The organism is Parafilimonas sp. (assembly GCF_051953455.1).
Classification (GTDB): domain Bacteria; phylum Bacteroidota; class Bacteroidia; order Chitinophagales; family Chitinophagaceae; genus Parafilimonas.
Window position 1 is genome coordinate 1 of record NZ_JBQCIT010000027.1, and the last position, 16,170, is coordinate 16,170.

Below are 16,170 nucleotides of genomic sequence, written 5' to 3' on the forward strand. Positions count from 1 at the left end.
TAACAACAAGAATAAACCGGATCTTTTCGACAAAGGGAATGGAGATAAATCGCCGCGTCGTGGCCCGCGTTTCAGTATATATTGGATTTATGCAATCGTGGCAATAACGCTTATTGCTGTAAATGTATTTAAGTTTAACAGCCCCGATATACTCACTACCACCGAACAGGATTTTAAAGAAAAAATGCTGAAAGATGGCGATGTTTCAAAAATTGATAAGGTGAGGAACAAAGAACTTGTTCGCGTTTATATTAAATCTGAAAGCCTCAGCAAAGAATATTATAAATCACAGTTTAAGCAACCGCTTACAAAAGACCCGTCCGCAACACCTTTATTTGAATTCAGGGTAAGTGATTGGGAAAGTTTTAACCGCAGCCTCGCACAATTTTATAAAGACAATAATATTCCCGAAGTTCCGGAAAACGTATATGATGAAGGCGAATGGTTCGGTCCTTTTGCCAATACCATTATCTCTGTTTTGCTTTTCGTGGGGTTATGGGTTTTGCTGATGCGCAAAGTTGGCGGCGGTGGCGGTTCCGGCGGTCCCGGCGGCATCTTCAATATTGGCAAATCAAAAGCCCAGTTGTTTGATAAAGGCGCCAAAGTAAATATAACTTTTACCGATGTGGCCGGTCTGGATGAAGCTAAGGTGGAAGTAATGGAAATTGTTGATTTCCTTAAAAATCCCAAAAAATATACGGCGCTTGGCGGTAAAATTCCAAAAGGCGCTTTGCTTATTGGCCCTCCCGGAACCGGTAAAACATTGTTGGCCAAAGCAATGGCCGGAGAGGCACAAGTACCGTTTTTCAGTATGAGCGGTTCAGATTTTGTTGAGCTGTTTGTGGGTGTGGGCGCCAGCCGCGTACGTGACCTTTTCAAACAGGCAAGAGAAAAAGCGCCTTGTATTATATTTATAGATGAAATAGACGCCATTGGCCGTGCCCGTGGCAGAAATGCAATCGTGAGCAACGATGAAAGAGAAAATACATTGAACCAGTTATTGGTGGAAATGGATGGTTTCAGTGGCGAAAGCGGGATTATCATCCTGGCTGCAACCAACCGCCCGGATGTATTGGACACTGCACTGTTGCGCCCCGGCCGTTTCGACCGCCAGATTTCAATTGACCGCCCCGATGTAAAAGGCAGGGAAGATATATTCCGTGTGCATTTAAAACCGATCAAAGTTTCTCAGACACTCAATATCTTCAAACTGGCAGAACAAACGCCTGGCTTTGCCGGCGCTGATATTGCCAATGTGTGCAATGAAGCCGCGTTAATTGCTGCCCGCAAAGGCAAGGAAATGGTGGAGATGAGCGATTTCCAGGATGCGATTGACAGGGTTATCGGCGGGCTGGAAAAGAAGAATAAGATTATTTCGCCCGAAGAAAAAGAGATCATTGCTTACCACGAAGCGGGCCACGCTATTTGCGGATGGTTTTTGGAACATGCTTATCCTTTATTAAAAGTTACCATCGTTCCCCGCGGTACGGCTGCATTGGGTTATGCGCAATACACACCCAAGGAACAATATTTATATAATACCGACCAGTTAATGGACCAGCTTTGTATGACGCTTGGCGGAAGGGCATCCGAAGAAATTTTCTTCGGAAAGATTTCTACCGGCGCATCAAACGACCTACAGCAGATAACTAAAACCGCTTATGCCATGATAACCGTTTATGGCATGAATGAAAAAGTGGGTAACATAAGTTTTTACGACCCTGCAGCGGATAATTCTTTCACCAAGCCCTACAGTGAAAAAACCGGGGAAATGATTGATGAAGAAGTGAGGAAACTGATTGAAACCGCTTATGCAAAAACAAAAGCACTGCTTACTGAAAGAAAGCACGAAGTGGAAACTCTTGCAAAAGAATTACTGGTAAAAGAAGTTTTATTCCAGAGCGATGTGGAAACACTGATAGGCAAACGGCCATTTGGCGAACATAAAGAAGAAGAAAAAGAGGAAGAGTTGAATGAACATCCCCAGGGCGCAATAAGTGCCGGCGTACCGCCTTACGATCCCAGCATTACGCAGCCGGCGCCCAAACAGGCAACTTCCTGATCCTCGAATTCACAGGTATAAATTTTGATGTACGTGAAAACAGCATCATCCTCCAGGGAAAATATTTTAAAAAAAATAAAGCAGGCACTGGCAAAACCGGTGCCTTTGCCTTTTGAGGAAACCTCCAAAAACCAGGCTTTCTTTATCAATAAGGGCGAACTTGAACTGCAGTTTGCTGAAAACTTTGCCGCCCTGCAAGGCCGTTTTTCTTTTTGTGCCGATGAAGCAGAACTTGTTCAGCAATTACAAACATTATTTGGCACAAGGCAATGGACAAAGCTTTTTGTGAACGAACAAAGTATCAGGGAATTATTCACCCGCCAGCATCTGGACTTAGCTTCCGGCATTAACCTGGCAGATTGCGATGCATCCATAACAAGCTGCGAATGTTTAATTGCCAGAACAGGCAGCATGCTTTTAAGCAGTGCGCAAACCGGCAGAACATCCAGCGTTTATGCACCTGTTCACATCTGTATCGCTTATACCAGCCAGCTTGTATTTGATTTAAAAGATGGCTTTGAATTAGTAAAGAAAAAATATCCTTCCGGCACACCTTCACTTATCACTTTCGCCTCCGGCCCAAGCCGCACGGCAGATATAGAAAAAACGCTGGTGACCGGTGTGCACGGCCCGAAAGAAGTGTTTTGTTTTCTGGTAGAAAGCAGGTAAAACCAGGCATTTTTCAAACTAATTACAAGTATAGCTAAATTTCAGTTCAAAATTTTTACTGAAAATCAACATATTACAAGCCTGCATTAAAAAATAAACACTCTTTTTGTTTTTTATACTGTCAATTTTACGCATCTTCGCGCTCCAAAAAATCTAGCCCGGGATGGCGGGCAACAAAAAACAAATAAATGAGCAAACTACATTTCACAACAAAGCATGCGAACGAGGCTACCGTACAGCGTAACTGGTACGTTGTTGACGGCACCAATCAAACCGTAGGCCGCATGTGTTCTAAGATCGCAACAGTATTGCGTGGCAAGAATAAAGCCTACTACACGCCCCACGTTGATTGTGGCGATTTCGTAATTGTAACCAATGCAGATAAGGTAAGATTTACCGGCAACAAGCTGGAAGATAAAGTTTACCAGAACTTCAGCGGCTACCCCGGAGGTTTAAGGGAAGAAAGTGCAAAAGACCTTTTAAAACGCAGGCCCGAAGCCGTTATTGAACGCGCTGTAAAGGGCATGCTGCCAAAAAATCGTTTGGGCAGAAAGATGTATAAAAAATTATTTGTGTATGCTGGCGCTGAACATCCGCACACTGCACAGCAACCAAAAGAGTTTAAATTCTAAATAAGCTGTTGGCCGTTAGCTGATGGCTGATGGCTGAAAGCTGAAAGCTTATAAAAAATGGAAAAACAAAAAAATGCCGTAGGCCGCCGTAAAGAAGCCGTTACCCGCGTTTTTATTTCAAAAGGCACTGGTAATATTACGGTAAACGACAAAAACTATAAAGAATATTTCGCTTTACCATACCTGCAAAACCAGGTGGAAGCGCCTTTAAAAACCATCGAATCACTTGATAAATTTGATGTGGTTATCAATGCAAGCGGCGGTGGCGTAAAAGGCCAGGCAGAAGCAGCTAAACTGGGCATTGCCCGCGTTTTACTGGAAATCAATCCTGAATACCGCCCGGCTTTAAAAGCTGCAGGTCATTTAAAACGTGACCCCCGTGGTGTTGAGCGTAAGAAGTTCGGTCATAAGAAAGCAAGACGCAGCTACCAGTTCTCTAAACGTTAATACCAAAGCCGTTAGCTATTAGCCATTGGCTGTTAGCCGGCATATAAAACAACTATATCTCAAACACAAGCTAATAGCTAATAGCTAATAGCCAAAAGCTAAGAATAACAATGGAACAAAACACTTCGTTACAACAGCAATTACTCGAAGCCGGTGTGCACTTTGGCCACCTGCGTAAGAAGTGGAATCCAAAAATGTTGCCTTACATTTTTGCTGAAAAGAAAGGCATTCACATTATTGACCTCAACAAAACGGTTGATTCCTTACAGGAGGCTTCTGCCGCGTTAAAGCAAATTGCTAAAAGCGGCAAAAAAATAATGTTCGTGGCTACTAAGAAACAGGCTAAGGAAATCGTTAGCGAATGTGCACGCCGCGTAAACATGCCTTTTGCAACAGAACGTTGGCTGGGCGGCATGCTCACCAACTTCAACACCGTGCGTAAAAGCGTTAAGAAAATGCAGAGCATTGAAAAAATGCTTGCTGACGGCAGCGCAGAAAGCCTTACAAAAAAGGAACGCCTTACTTTAACCCGCGATAAAGACAAGATGGAAAAAGTATTGGGCGGTATTGCACAGCTTGGCCGTTTGCCCGCAGCTTTATTCATTGTTGATATTGGCCACGAGCACATCGCTTTGGCTGAAGCAAAACGCCTGGGCATTACAACTTTTGGAATGGTAGATACCAACTCCGATCCCAATAAAATTGATTTCCCGATTCCTGCGAATGATGATGCCACTAAATCAATCGCTATCATCACCAACTATGTAACGGCTGCCATTGCCGAAGGTTTGGCAGAACGCCAGGCAGCAAAAGATGACGAGTCTGCAACTGAAGAAGTGGATAACGAAGCTGAAAAGAAAGCCGCCCGTTTACAGGCTGAAGCCGAATCTGAAGGCGGTCGCCGTCGTGGTGAAGGTGGTGGAGACAGGCAAAGAGGTGGCGGCCCAACTAAACGCCGTGTACCAAGTGGTGGTCGCAGGCCTGCACCCGGTGGCGGAGGAAGATAATCCCCCATCCCATAAAAGGGAGCAAGGTAAACCGCTACTGTTCATAAATATATTTCAACACGCTCTAATTTATTAGAGACTTTTATTACCTCCCTTTAGGGAGGAAGGAGGGCACAATGAGTACTACAGTAACAATATCAGCAGCAGAAATTAATAAGCTGCGCCAGGCAACCGGCGCCGGTATGATGGATTGCCGCAAAGCCTTAACAGAAACAAACGGTGATTTTGAAGCAGCCATCGACTGGCTGCGCAAGCAAGGCCAGAAAGTGGCTGCAAAACGCAGCGACCGTGAAGCAAAAGAAGGCGTTGTGATTGCGAAAACCACCGATGATAATAAAACAGGTATCATCGTTTGCGTAAGCTGCGAAACAGATTTCGTTTCCAAAAATGCAGACTTTGTTGCCTTTGCACAAAGCATTGCAGATGCAGCAATCAATAACAATGTAAAAAGCCTGGAAGAATTAAACGCAACAAAAGCCGGTGAAGCAACGGTTGCAGATTTAGTGAATGACAAGCTGGCTTCTATCGGTGAAAAAATAGGTATCACAAAATTCGAGCGTGTGGACGCCCCTTTTGTGGCTTCTTACATACACGGTGCTTACCGCATGGGCGTTTTAGTTGGCCTGAATAAAGAAGCTGCCGAAGCAGGCAAAGATGTGGCCATGCAGATTGCTGCCATGAACCCGGTAGCGGTTGATCAAAGCTCTGTTCCTGCCGAAACAATAGAACGTGAAAGGAATATTGCGATTGATCAAATGAAACAGGATCCTAAAATGGCTGGTAAAACAGATGATATGCTTTCTAAAATAGCCCAGGGCAAATTGAATGCTTTCTTTAAAGAGCAAACTTTACTGGCCCAGGCTTTTGTGAAAGATGCCGGCAAATCAGTTGAAGATTACCTGAAAGAAACAGATAAAGACCTTAAAGTAATAGAGTTTAAGCGTGTTGCATTAGGCTAAGCTTAAAAAGTTGCAATACTACATTTTAAAAAAAGGGAACGATTGATCGTTCCCTTTTTTAGTTAGGTTTTCATACTTTTTTAGCGAATTTTTCAACCTTAAAAGCCTTCATTTATACCCTTTTTCTCTAAAAACATACCTTTCTATTGATTAATCGTACCTTTATTCAATAATTATACCCTGAAACCGGGAAAACGTACCCTTTTTTCGATCATTTCAATCCTTTTCCTAATACTTTTAATCCTTTTTCCAATTATTTCAATCCTTTTTTCGATTGCTTTAATCCTTTTTTCAATCATTCCAATCCTTTTCCTGATCCTTTCGATCCTTTTCCGGCTATAGCGCAAACTCCATATGTTTGCATAATTGTCCAATCAAAACCTTATTAGCTTTATAAAAATAACTTTATGGGAAATATCAACTGGCCGGAGGCCGTTAAACCGCTTTTGAAAAAATATAAAAATGAAAAACACCCGCTCGACTACAAAACCACTTACCAGCTAATTGTGATGGTTATTTTATCGGCGCAGGATTCAGATAAACACATCAATAAAATTGCACCGCCCCTGTTTGAGGCTTATCCAAATATGACGGCTTTATCAAAAGCCACCGCAGATGATTTGCAGCATTTTATTAAGGGTGTGCGCAACAGTGAAAAAAAGGCGCAATGGCTTTTGCAGATTGCGGACACTATTAAAGCCGATGAAAATATTCCCTATAACCTGGATGCATTAACGGCACTGCCCGGTATTGGAAGAAAGTCAGCCAATGTTATTCTTCGTGAAAGCGGCAAGCCCGCTGAAGGCATTATGGTTGACCTGCATACGGTGCGTGTGGCGCCGAGGTTGGGCATTGCCACTGGTGCCGATCCTAAAAAAATAGAAAAGCAAATGATGGATGTTTTGCCAAAATCTGAATGGGATGCGGGCATGGCCATGTCATTCCTCGGAAGGGAAATATGCAGGCCCACACCAAAATGCGAAATCTGCTTAATGAAATCCGTTTGCCGTTATTATAACGAAGTGGTGAAGCAGGCAGGCTGATAATATTTGCAAGCCGGCCTAAAAACACAAATTTTTCTTTTTGGATTTTTCATTCTTAATTCGCCCATGTTTTCATTTAAAGAATTATCTGCGGCTTTTGCACAACGCTTCCGCCAACCGCATTTTCCCAAACAGCCCGAATCTTTATACGCTGCCAACGATTATTTTCTCGGGCTTGGCGGCAAACGCATTCGCCCGGTTATGTGTTTAATGGGCAATGAATTGTTTGATGAAATTCATGAAGATGCCTGGCAGGTGGCAACGGCTGTGGAGCTCTTTCACAATTTTACTTTAATTCATGATGATATAATGGATGCAGCGCCGCTGCGCCGCGGCTTTGAAACCGTGCATAACAAATACGGTTCCAGCACGGCTTTGCTTGCCGGCGATGTGATGTTGGTGGTGGCGTATGAATACCTGAATAAAATTAGCAGCGGTTATATAAAACCTATTATCAGCCTGTTTAGCAAAACGGCAAAGGAAGTTTGCGAAGGCCAGCAGCTTGATATGGATTTTGAAAAACTTACAACCGTTTCGCTGGAAGATTATATAAAGATGATTGAACTGAAAACTTCAGTACTGCTTGCGGCCAGCCTGCAGATGGGCGCTATTATAGGCGGCGCGGGGGAAGGCAACTGCAATCATTTGTATGAGTTTGGAAAAAATCTCGGTATAGCCTTCCAGGTGCAGGATGATTATCTTGATGCATTTGGCGATCCGGAAAAGTTTGGTAAAGCTGCCGGCGGCGATATTAAACAAAACAAAAAAACCTTCCTGCTTATTCATGCTTTGCAAACGGCAACCGGCAGCCGGCAAAAAGAACTAACCGATTTACTGAATAATGATGCTGAAGATAAAGTGCAGCGCGTTTTAAAAATATTCCGCGATTGCAATGCAGATGACTGGGCGAAACAATTAAAACAGCAATATTTTGATAAAGCGCTTTTTCATCTGGAAGAAATTGCGGTGCTGTCGTCACGAAAAAAACCTTTACTTGAAATAGCGGAGTTTCTTATACAACGCGATTATTAACTACTGGTCGGGCGCCTTATCTTCGGCATCGTCCGCATGCTCTACAATACTGCCTTCCTTAAAAAGAATGCCCTGCAGGATTTCTTTCCAAACGGGCTTCATGCGCAGTAAAAATTCAAGGTCCATTCCAAAATGCTTGAATTCTTCTTTCTGCGCATCTTTCATAATAGCTTTTGCTACCGGATTTTTTTCAACTGCAATGCGTTGCTCATACCAGTTAATGGCTTCGGCTTCTTCGGCCAGCGAGGCTATCATGCGTGCAAAGGTTCTTGTTTCTTCAGGCAATTCATTTGCCGGTTCATGGTATTGATCAAAACCCATTATTCATAATATTTTAAATTAGGAATGTATTCTTTCAAACAAACACTGTGCCTTGCAAAAAAGCCCTGAAGTTTACAGTAAAACTTTAGGGCTTTTGGCGATGTTTTCTTTTATTCAACAATCTCCCCAATACCTGTTCAAACAAAATTATTCCGTTCTTAAACTTTTAACCGGGTTAGCCAGCGCAGCTTTGATAGATTGAAAACTCACGGTTATCATCGTAATCAATAAAGCAGCAAAGCCTGCAATGGCAAATACCCACCATTCAACCTTAATGCGGTAAGCATAGTTTTGCAGCCATGTATGCATCATCCACCACGACAGTGGTGCAGCTATTAAAAATGCAATGATTACCGGTTTCAAAAACTCTTTGCTCACCAATGTAATAATGCCGCTTACAGAGGCACCCAATACTTTTCTCACACCAATTTCTTTTACACGCTGGCGTATAATAATAGAAGCAATGCCAAACAAACCCATGCAGGAAAGTATGATAGCGATAATAGCGGCAGACGAAAACAGGTTGGCCATTATACGTTCATCTTTATACATGCGGTCAACGTTTTCATTTACATAAGAGCCCTTGAATTCAGCACCGGGCTCCGCCTGCGCGTAAGCTTTCTTAACCAGGTCCATTGTTGCCATAGGGTTGCCGGTGTTTACCCTTACCCAGGCATAATCAATGGTTTTATCGTTATTTAGGTGTATGATAAGTGGACGCTGCTGTTGGTTGATTGATTTAATCCTGAAATCCGGGATTATGCCAACCACATGCATTTTAGGGTTACTGCTATCACCATCCATATAAAAAGAAAACCCCGCCACATTCTTTTCACCAAACTGTGCTATATAACTTTCTGTTGCAATAACGGAAAGCGATGAAGTATCAGCCGCATACTGCGTGGAAAAATCGCGGCCTGCAACAGGTTTTATACCGAGTGTCTTAAGGAAATCATAATCACCATCCAACACCTGCCCGCATATGGTTTTGTCGCCATAACTGAAACAGGTTACAGATGTGGAAGTGCTTCCATCTTCCCCTACTCCAATATTGGAACTGGCGCCGCTTACGGCTATTACGGATGATTGTGATGCCAGCAATAAACGCATTTTGGCTGTTATATCTTTTCCTTTCTCCTCTCTCTTTAAAGGAATGCTTATAATGGATGTGGTATTGTAACCCAGCGGCGCCGTACGCAGGTGATTAAACTGCTGGAAAATAATGATGGTACTGCAAATAAGTACGATTGCAATAACAAATTGTGTAACGATTAATGCGTTGCGCAATGCCCCGGGCCGCTTCACAGTTATCTTTCCCTTTAAAACTTCTACCGTTTTTAATTTAGCCATAATGGCTGAAGGATAACCTGATGCAATAAACGACACTACTATAACAAGCACAGAAAGTATGGAAATAATAACCGGGCTTAACAGCATGCCGGGCTGTAAAACATTATCAAATGTTGCGCTGAAATTGCGTATCAGCAGTATTACAAGGCCCACGCCTAAAAGCATGGAAATAGCTATCATTAAAAAGCTTTCGCCCCATACCTGCAGCCACACTTCGCGCTTGCCGGCACCAAGACATTTTCTAATGCCGATTTCTTTAGTGCGCGTAAAAGAAAGGCCAACATTCAGGTTTACAAAATTGAAAGAGGCTATTAAAATAATGACGCAGCTTATCAGAATTAATATGTATAAAAACGATTTATTAACCGCACTTGAATTGCTAATGGCCGGCATAAAATGTATTTGCGATAAAGGCGCCAGGTGAAGGCTCCGGTAATCACCGCTATTATCAGGTTTGTAACCATTCCTTTTCATATCCGCTGCATCGACCGGCCGGTATTTATTTAAGAAACTTCTCAACCTTGCTTCTACCTGCTGCTGCGTGGTGTTGCCGGCAATCTGCACATATACATCATGGCTTTGATTATCCCAGTTATTTTTATCGGCTGCATATTCAGGGTCTATTTCCGACCTGGCCAGCAAAGAAAATTTTATGGTTGATGCGGTAGGAAAATCCTTTACAACTGCAGAAACAGTAAGGTTGTACCAGTTGCCGCCAATCTTTGCTTCAACCGTTTTGCCAACGGGGTCTTCTTTGCCAAACAATTTACCTGCGGCATCTTCGGACAATACGGCCTTGCTCACATCACTTAAAGGGTTAACCTGCGCGCCTTTCACCGCCGGGAAACTAAACATGCTGAAGAAATCATCATCCACCAACCTGGTACTCATGTCAAGCATCTTGTCTTTATAACGTACCAGCTTGCCGCCGTTCTTTATACGGGTGGCTTTTATTATACCGATATTTTCCTGCTTTAGTGCAGGCGTTATGGGGTAAGGCATACTGGTTCCAAACTCTTCACCATTGGGGCCGATAGTATAATTGTATAATTTAAAGATGTTGTTTTCATTCTCCTGGAATTTATCAAACGAAAAATGATAATGTACCATGAGCAGTATAAAAATGCTGCAGCCAAAAGCCACTGTCATTCCGCCAATATTAATAAAAGTATGCAGCTTGTTTTTGCGCATATTCCGCAAGGCAAGAAGCAGATAATTTTTAAACATAAATTTCTATTTCTGATTCTGACAAATTATTTTCTGGTTACCCGATCACACAAGGCTGTTTTATTTCAACCGTTGTACCATTGTAAAAACATATTCAAAACCAACTGTTTGAAAACATTTAAATAAAAAAACTGTACGGTTTCGTACAGTTTATGTTGGCAAAGCGAACAATAAAGTTTGTTACGCCTGCATGGAAATACTGTTGGCAATAAACGTTGGCGCTATTCTTTTTTTGGTGACCTGTTCAAAGCTATACGCCATTGAAATAAGTTGCGGCTCGGTATAAGCGCCGCCTATGAACGACAATCCAATTGGCAAATGATGCACGAGTCCCATGGGCACCGTTATATGCGGGTAGCCGCTTATGGCCGCCGGTGTTGAATAAAAAAAACCTACATCATAATCACCATTAATCAAATCAATGCACCACGATAAACCGTTGGTAACACCGCAAATAGCATCGAGCTTATGTTCGCTTAGCATATTATTAATAATTAATCTTGATGACAGGTTCTTGTATAAAGCTTCTTTATATTCACCCGAATTCAAATCACCTTTTGCTTCACACATTTCCAATATTTCCTGCTTAAAAAATGGCATAGCCGCAGCTTCGTTATGCTTATTGAAATCAATTACCTCCTTCAGCGTTTTTATTTTTGCATTGGCGGAGGAAAGGTATTTATTCACGCCGTCTTTAAACTCATATTGCAGCACGGTGAATTCAGCATCGTTCAAATCGTTTAAAGCTTTCTTTAATTCTATTTCAACAATAACTGCGCCCTGTTGTTTCAAAATATCAACAGCCGATTTATATATATCCACCACTTGTTTGTTACCATCTAAAAAAGCTTTTTCAATGCCAATGCGTTTATCTTTCAAAGCATCTTCTTTTAAGTAAACGGTATAATCTTTTTGCGCTTTGCCTATACTGTTTTTAGTTATAGCATCTTCTTCATCAATACCGGTTAATGCACCTAATAAAATCGCTGCATCTTTTACCGTTCTTGCCATTGGCCCGGCTGTATCCTGTGTTGCAGATATGGGAATAATGCCCGACCTGCTTAATAAACCCACCGTTGGTTTTATGCCAACGAGGCCGTTAACCGATGATGGTGAAACAACGGAGCCATCCGTTTCTGTGCCAATGGCAACTGCGCATAAATTAGCTGCCACTGCGGCGCCCGAACCGGAACTTGAACCACTTGGGCTTCTTTCCAAAATATATGGGCAACGCGTTTGCCCGCCGCGGCTGCTCCACCCGCTTGACGAATGTGTTGAACGAAAGTTAGCCCATTCGCCCAAATTGGTTTTGCCTAACAGCACTGCGCCCGATTCCCTTAATCGCTGAATGATGAAGGCATCTTTAGCAGCATAATTGCCCTGCAAAGCAAGCGCCCCGGCAGTTGTCATCATCTTATCGCCTGTATTGATATTATCTTTTATCAACACGGGAATGCCGTGCATCGGGCCGCGTATTTTACCGGCTTTGCGTTCCGCATCCATAGCCCCGGCAATCTTTAATGCATCGGGATTAATTTCGATGACAGCATTAAGTTTTGGTCCGTTTTTATCAATGGCTTCAATTCTTTTTAAATACAGCTCCGTTATTCTTCGTGATGTATATTTTCCTGACTGCATGGCTTGCTGCAGCATATCGATGGTGGCTTCATCCAGTTCAAAATCATCGATGTTGTTTTCCGGAGTATTTTTTTCTACAGCAACAGAAGAGGAAGTTTTAAAAACAGGAGAAAATACTAACCCGGCTACAGATGTATGCTTTAAAAAATTTCTTCTCTGCATTGGTTGCGTTTGGCAATAAAGATAATCAGAAATGCAACGGGTGCAGCCTGTAAATATTGGTATATATTTAGATAGGCTAATTATTATTCACTTAAAACCTTATGCTATGCTACGCTGGACAGTTATTTTTTTAGTGATAGCCATTATTGCAGCCATTTTTGGCTTTGGCAATATTGCAGCAGGCGCCACTGATATTGCACGCATCCTGTTTTTTATTTTTATAATCCTGTTTATTTTATCACTAATAAAGGGCAGGTTTTAAATATTCCTTACCGTAATGCTGCCATCTGAATGGCCTGTAATAATTTTATTGGCCATGCCAACAAACAAGCCGGTTTCAACAACACCGGGCATTAAATGAAGGTCAGTATTTAGTTGTTCGGGATTAGGGATTGTATTAAAAAAACAATCGAGTATATAATGCCGGTGATCGGTTAAATAAACCTTGCCATCTTTTTCTCTAAGCCGGGTTTCTATATTATATGTTGATTCAATTTTTTGCTTTACCTGTTTCCAGCCGAATGTAATTACCTCAACCGGTAATGGAAAAGCGCCGAGCATTTCCACATTCTTTTTTTCATCCACAATAATTATTAGTTCATCTGCCGCTGCTTCCACAATTTTTTCCTGCAGTAAAGCGCCGCCTCCCCCTTTAATCAGGCTGCCGTTTTTATCCACTTCATCAGCGCCGTCTATGGCAAGCTGCAAGCGGTCAACGTCATCCAGCGAAATAAAATCCATGTCTTCCGCTTTTAATATATCCTGTGTTTGAAGTGATGTACACACGGCCGTAAAAGTTAAACCCTGTTGTTTGCGTTTTCCCAGTTCTTTTAAAAGATAATATACGGTAGTGCCTGTACCCAAGCCAATAAGCATATCATTCTTTATAAAATCTGCAGCATAAATACCAAGCTGTTGTTTTATTTCATCTTGTGTAAGCATGCTGTAAAGATAAACAGGCAACAGGAACAACCGAAAAATGTAAATCAGGCTTATAAAATATTGAGCATTTCCAGGTTAATTTATTTCGGCTTGTGTTTTGATTTAAAACCATGAACTTCCCATCTTATAAAAAATAAAGGACATGTTGTTAATGCAAACACCCTACGATTTATATGGAAATCTTTTTAAAGATGTTCAGCTAAAAAAAATCTTTCCCGACAATAAAACTTTTGTGGATTGCATTCCCAACCGCGAGCCTGAAATGATTGTAGCGGATTATGAAAAATTAAGAATAACCAATCCCCCGGCTGAAAGCATTAAAAAATTTGTAGCAGATAATTTTATCATTCCATTATCCGCCGCGGCGGGTTATCGTACAGATATAAAAGACAACGTGATTGAACATATAGAAGAGCTTTGGAATGTATTGCAACGCAGTGCAGATAAACCCGTTGAAGGCAGTTCATTAATTCCTTTGCCTTATCCTTACATTGTTCCCGGCGGCAGGTTTCGAGAAGTGTTTTACTGGGATTCTTATTTTACCATGCTTGGTCTTGCAGAAAGCAACCGGTGGGATATTATTGAAGACATGATTGAAAACTTCGCTTATCTTATTCATACATTTGGCTTCATTCCAAACGGCAACCGCAGTTATTTTTTAAGCCGTTCCCAGCCTCCCTATTTTTCCTGCATGATTGAATTGCTGGCAACGCATAAGGGTGATGAAGTTTATAAAAAATATTTGCCGGCCATGCTGAAAGAATATGATTACTGGATGGATAAAACGCACGCCACCAAACATTGTGTTCAATTAAAAAATGGCATTGTGCTAAACCGGTATTACGATCAACTGGATAACCCGCGCCCCGAAGCATACCGGCAGGATTCTACTTTATCAAATGAGTATGCAGATGCCAGCCAGCTTATCCGCGATTTGCGCGCCGCCTGTGAAAGCGGCTGGGATTTCAGCGGGCGCTGGTTTAAAGATGGTAAAACATTCAGCACCATTCAAACAACCAATCTTATCCCGGTTGACCTGAACTGCCTGCTGTATCATCTGGAATCTTCCATCAGCAAAGCTTCAGCCTTACATAAAAAAGAAAACGAAGCTGAAGCTTTTACCGCAAAAGCAGCGCAACGCAAAGCCGTCATCAATCAATATTTCTATGATGAAAAGGATGGTTGGTATTATGATTACAACATCAGTGAAAACAAACAAAATAACCAGAAAACAATTGCCGGCATTACGCCTTTCTTTTTTAATATTCCACCTGAAAATTATATTGAAAAAGCTGCAGCCATAGTGCGGCAGGATTTTTTAAAAGATGGCGGTGTTGTAACCACGCTTATCAATACAGAACAGCAATGGGACTGGCCGAATGGATGGGCGCCTTTGCAATGGATTACGATAAAAGGGCTGGATAACTATGGCCAGAAAGATTTGGCAGCAACGCTGGCACACAACTGGTCAATGCTGAATATAAAAGTTTACCGCAACACCGGCAAGCTGATGGAAAAATATAACGTAATAGATACGCATCTTACCGCAGGTGGTGGCGAATATCCATCGCAGGATGGCTTTGGCTGGACGAATGGCGTGCTGTTGAAAATTTTAAAAACCTATGGGTTAACAAAAGAGAATAATGGTTAAACACTCAATATTCAATACGCTATGCAATTATAATCACTGAAAAATTGAATATTGAATATTGAGTGCTGATTATTTCCGCTTAAGATTTCTTGCCGGTAATCTTCATCTTAATATCCGTAGTCATTGGCATAGACTGGCCGCCTTGGTTTATTTTCATATCAAGGTTGGTATCCATATCACCATCAATAGCAAGACCGGAAGGAATATCGTATTTTATACTCCCGGTGGAAGTGCCGTTAATAGTGGCGGTGGAATCTGCCACAGGTGAAGAAATCTTAGCATCAACTTTTACAATAGCCGTGTTTCCTTCCACGGATTCAAGCGTATAAGTATTTTCCGATGTCATCTGCGCTCCGCCGGCATCTGTGTTCACAGCAGCCGTCCAGGTATCGCCTGGTTTTACAGGTTTGCCGGGATAACCGCCAAACGACTGCTGTATGTTCTGTTTAAAATTGTCTTCACTAAAAGCATTACTGATGTTTGCCATGGGCCCTGCGCCGGAAGCAGCATTCGTCACCTTTTGCATCATTTCTTCAAAGCCGGTTACAGACCCAACCTCTCCTTTTTCATTTATGGTAAACATAAACTGGCCGTTTTTCATGGCGCCCAATATTTTGCCGAGCATTGCGCTAACCATATCGCTGCTGTCAGCCGGCTCATCAGAATCATAATTTATACTCATTCCACTTACATTCAAATTCATAAGAATTCTTGTTATGGTGGAGTTGAGTTTTTTCCAGCCGGCGCTGTCGCCCGTATTGGTAAAAAGATAAGATATGCCTACTGTATTTTTAACGTCCACGTCCTGGCCGCCCATATTCCCCTTTGTTTCTATATCCATGGTGGAAGCATACGCATAATTTTCACCTTTCTTTAAATTAAATTTAAGATCAACAGGTTTTTGCGCCGATGAATCAACAGCCGTAAATAATGCCACTATAACAAACGCTGCAAATATTTTTTTCATTCTTTTTGATTTTTAACCCGCAATACTAAGCCAATTTTTTTTGTTTGATTCAAAGCAAAAC

General features: G+C 42.0%; 15 protein-coding genes. 10 read left to right on the plus strand and 5 right to left on the minus strand.

What is annotated here, in order from left to right:
* The 8 genes from ftsH to ACTHN6_RS10605 all read left to right on the plus strand — a co-directional run.
* The coding region (gene ftsH / locus ACTHN6_RS10570; protein ID WP_440435727.1) for an ATP-dependent zinc metalloprotease FtsH at window positions 1-2,062 on the plus strand (2,062 nt) is incomplete at its 5' end.
* 33 nt (window positions 2,063-2,095) lie between these two features.
* Window positions 2,096-2,731 carry a LutC/YkgG family protein gene (locus tag ACTHN6_RS10575; protein ID WP_440435728.1) on the plus strand — a complete coding sequence of 212 codons (636 nt, stop codon included), beginning with the start codon at window positions 2,096-2,098 and terminating at the stop codon, window positions 2,729-2,731.
* 188 nt (window positions 2,732-2,919) lie between these two features.
* On the plus strand, window positions 2,920-3,363 hold the full coding sequence (gene rplM / locus ACTHN6_RS10580) for a 50S ribosomal protein L13 (protein WP_440435729.1): 444 nt from the start codon (window positions 2,920-2,922) through the stop codon (window positions 3,361-3,363).
* Window positions 3,364-3,420: 57 nt separating this feature from the next.
* Window positions 3,421-3,810: a 30S ribosomal protein S9 gene (gene rpsI / locus ACTHN6_RS10585; protein ID WP_090653619.1), complete on the plus strand. Its 390-nt coding sequence runs from the start codon at window positions 3,421-3,423 to the stop codon at window positions 3,808-3,810.
* Window positions 3,811-3,920: 110 nt separating this feature from the next.
* The gene (gene rpsB, locus ACTHN6_RS10590) at window positions 3,921-4,817 is read left to right on the plus strand and encodes a 30S ribosomal protein S2 (RefSeq protein WP_440435730.1); all 897 of its coding nucleotides are present in this window, start codon (window positions 3,921-3,923) and stop codon (window positions 4,815-4,817) included.
* 116 nt (window positions 4,818-4,933) lie between these two features.
* Window positions 4,934-5,776, plus strand: coding sequence for a translation elongation factor Ts (gene tsf, locus ACTHN6_RS10595; RefSeq protein WP_440435731.1), 843 nt, complete (start codon window positions 4,934-4,936; stop codon window positions 5,774-5,776).
* 407 nt (window positions 5,777-6,183) lie between these two features.
* Window positions 6,184-6,819, plus strand: a complete 636-nt coding sequence (locus tag ACTHN6_RS10600; protein WP_440435732.1) for an endonuclease III domain-containing protein — start codon at window positions 6,184-6,186, stop codon at window positions 6,817-6,819.
* Window positions 6,820-6,885: 66 nt separating this feature from the next.
* Window positions 6,886-7,851, plus strand: coding sequence for a polyprenyl synthetase family protein (locus ACTHN6_RS10605; protein WP_440435733.1), 966 nt, complete (start codon window positions 6,886-6,888; stop codon window positions 7,849-7,851).
* Here ACTHN6_RS10605 and ACTHN6_RS10610 read toward each other — a convergent pair whose 3' ends face one another.
* From ACTHN6_RS10610 to ACTHN6_RS10620, 3 genes are all read right to left on the minus strand, one after another.
* A complete protein-coding gene (locus tag ACTHN6_RS10610) occupies window positions 7,852-8,172 on the minus strand; it encodes a ferritin family protein (RefSeq protein WP_440435734.1) in 321 nt (106 codons plus the stop codon).
* A 147-nt stretch (window positions 8,173-8,319) separates the two neighbouring features.
* The gene (locus tag ACTHN6_RS10615; protein WP_440435735.1) at window positions 8,320-10,749 is read right to left on the minus strand and encodes an ABC transporter permease; all 2,430 of its coding nucleotides are present in this window, start codon (window positions 10,747-10,749) and stop codon (window positions 8,320-8,322) included.
* Window positions 10,750-10,929: 180 nt separating this feature from the next.
* Entirely contained in the window at window positions 10,930-12,549 is a 1,620-nt protein-coding gene (locus ACTHN6_RS10620) for an amidase (protein ID WP_440435736.1), read from the minus strand.
* Window positions 12,550-12,655: 106 nt separating this feature from the next.
* Here ACTHN6_RS10620 and ACTHN6_RS10625 point away from each other — a divergent pair, with 106 nt between their 5' ends.
* Entirely contained in the window at window positions 12,656-12,811 is a 156-nt protein-coding gene (locus tag ACTHN6_RS10625) for a DUF1328 domain-containing protein (RefSeq protein WP_440435737.1), read from the plus strand.
* On the opposite strand, the gene rpiA is transcribed toward ACTHN6_RS10625, so the two are convergent.
* The gene (gene rpiA, locus ACTHN6_RS10630; RefSeq protein WP_440435738.1) at window positions 12,808-13,491 is read right to left on the minus strand and encodes a ribose-5-phosphate isomerase RpiA; all 684 of its coding nucleotides are present in this window, start codon (window positions 13,489-13,491) and stop codon (window positions 12,808-12,810) included. The genes ACTHN6_RS10625 and rpiA overlap by 4 nt on opposite strands.
* Window positions 13,492-13,633: 142 nt before the next feature.
* Here rpiA and treA point away from each other — a divergent pair, with 142 nt between their 5' ends.
* Window positions 13,634-15,142 carry an alpha,alpha-trehalase TreA gene (treA, locus tag ACTHN6_RS10635; protein ID WP_440435739.1) on the plus strand — a complete coding sequence of 503 codons (1,509 nt, stop codon included), beginning with the start codon at window positions 13,634-13,636 and terminating at the stop codon, window positions 15,140-15,142.
* A gap of 79 nt (window positions 15,143-15,221) precedes the next feature.
* On the opposite strand, the gene ACTHN6_RS10640 is transcribed toward treA, so the two are convergent.
* Window positions 15,222-16,109 (minus strand): DUF6263 family protein, encoded by an 888-nt coding sequence (locus ACTHN6_RS10640; protein WP_440435740.1) that lies wholly within the window; start codon window positions 16,107-16,109, stop codon window positions 15,222-15,224.
* Between the last annotated feature and the right edge of the window lie 61 nt (window positions 16,110-16,170).

Coding starts and splice junctions, on each gene's coding strand:
- rplM (WP_440435729.1), top strand. CDS start 2,920: ATGAGCAAACTACATTTCACAACAAAGCATGCGAACGAGGCTACCGTA.
- rpsI (WP_090653619.1), top strand. CDS start 3,421: ATGGAAAAACAAAAAAATGCCGTAGGCCGCCGTAAAGAAGCCGTTACC.
- rpsB (WP_440435730.1), top strand. CDS start 3,921: ATGGAACAAAACACTTCGTTACAACAGCAATTACTCGAAGCCGGTGTG.
- tsf (WP_440435731.1), top strand. CDS start 4,934: ATGAGTACTACAGTAACAATATCAGCAGCAGAAATTAATAAGCTGCGC.
- ACTHN6_RS10600 (WP_440435732.1), top strand. CDS start 6,184: ATGGGAAATATCAACTGGCCGGAGGCCGTTAAACCGCTTTTGAAAAAA.
- ACTHN6_RS10605 (WP_440435733.1), top strand. CDS start 6,886: ATGTTTTCATTTAAAGAATTATCTGCGGCTTTTGCACAACGCTTCCGC.
- ACTHN6_RS10610 (WP_440435734.1), bottom strand. CDS start 8,172: ATGGGTTTTGATCAATACCATGAACCGGCAAATGAATTGCCTGAAGAA.
- ACTHN6_RS10615 (WP_440435735.1), bottom strand. CDS start 10,749: ATGTTTAAAAATTATCTGCTTCTTGCCTTGCGGAATATGCGCAAAAAC.
- ACTHN6_RS10620 (WP_440435736.1), bottom strand. CDS start 12,549: ATGCAGAGAAGAAATTTTTTAAAGCATACATCTGTAGCCGGGTTAGTA.
- ACTHN6_RS10625 (WP_440435737.1), top strand. CDS start 12,656: ATGCTACGCTGGACAGTTATTTTTTTAGTGATAGCCATTATTGCAGCC.
- rpiA (WP_440435738.1), bottom strand. CDS start 13,491: ATGCTTACACAAGATGAAATAAAACAACAGCTTGGTATTTATGCTGCA.
- treA (WP_440435739.1), top strand. CDS start 13,634: ATGTTGTTAATGCAAACACCCTACGATTTATATGGAAATCTTTTTAAA.
- ACTHN6_RS10640 (WP_440435740.1), bottom strand. CDS start 16,109: ATGAAAAAAATATTTGCAGCGTTTGTTATAGTGGCATTATTTACGGCT.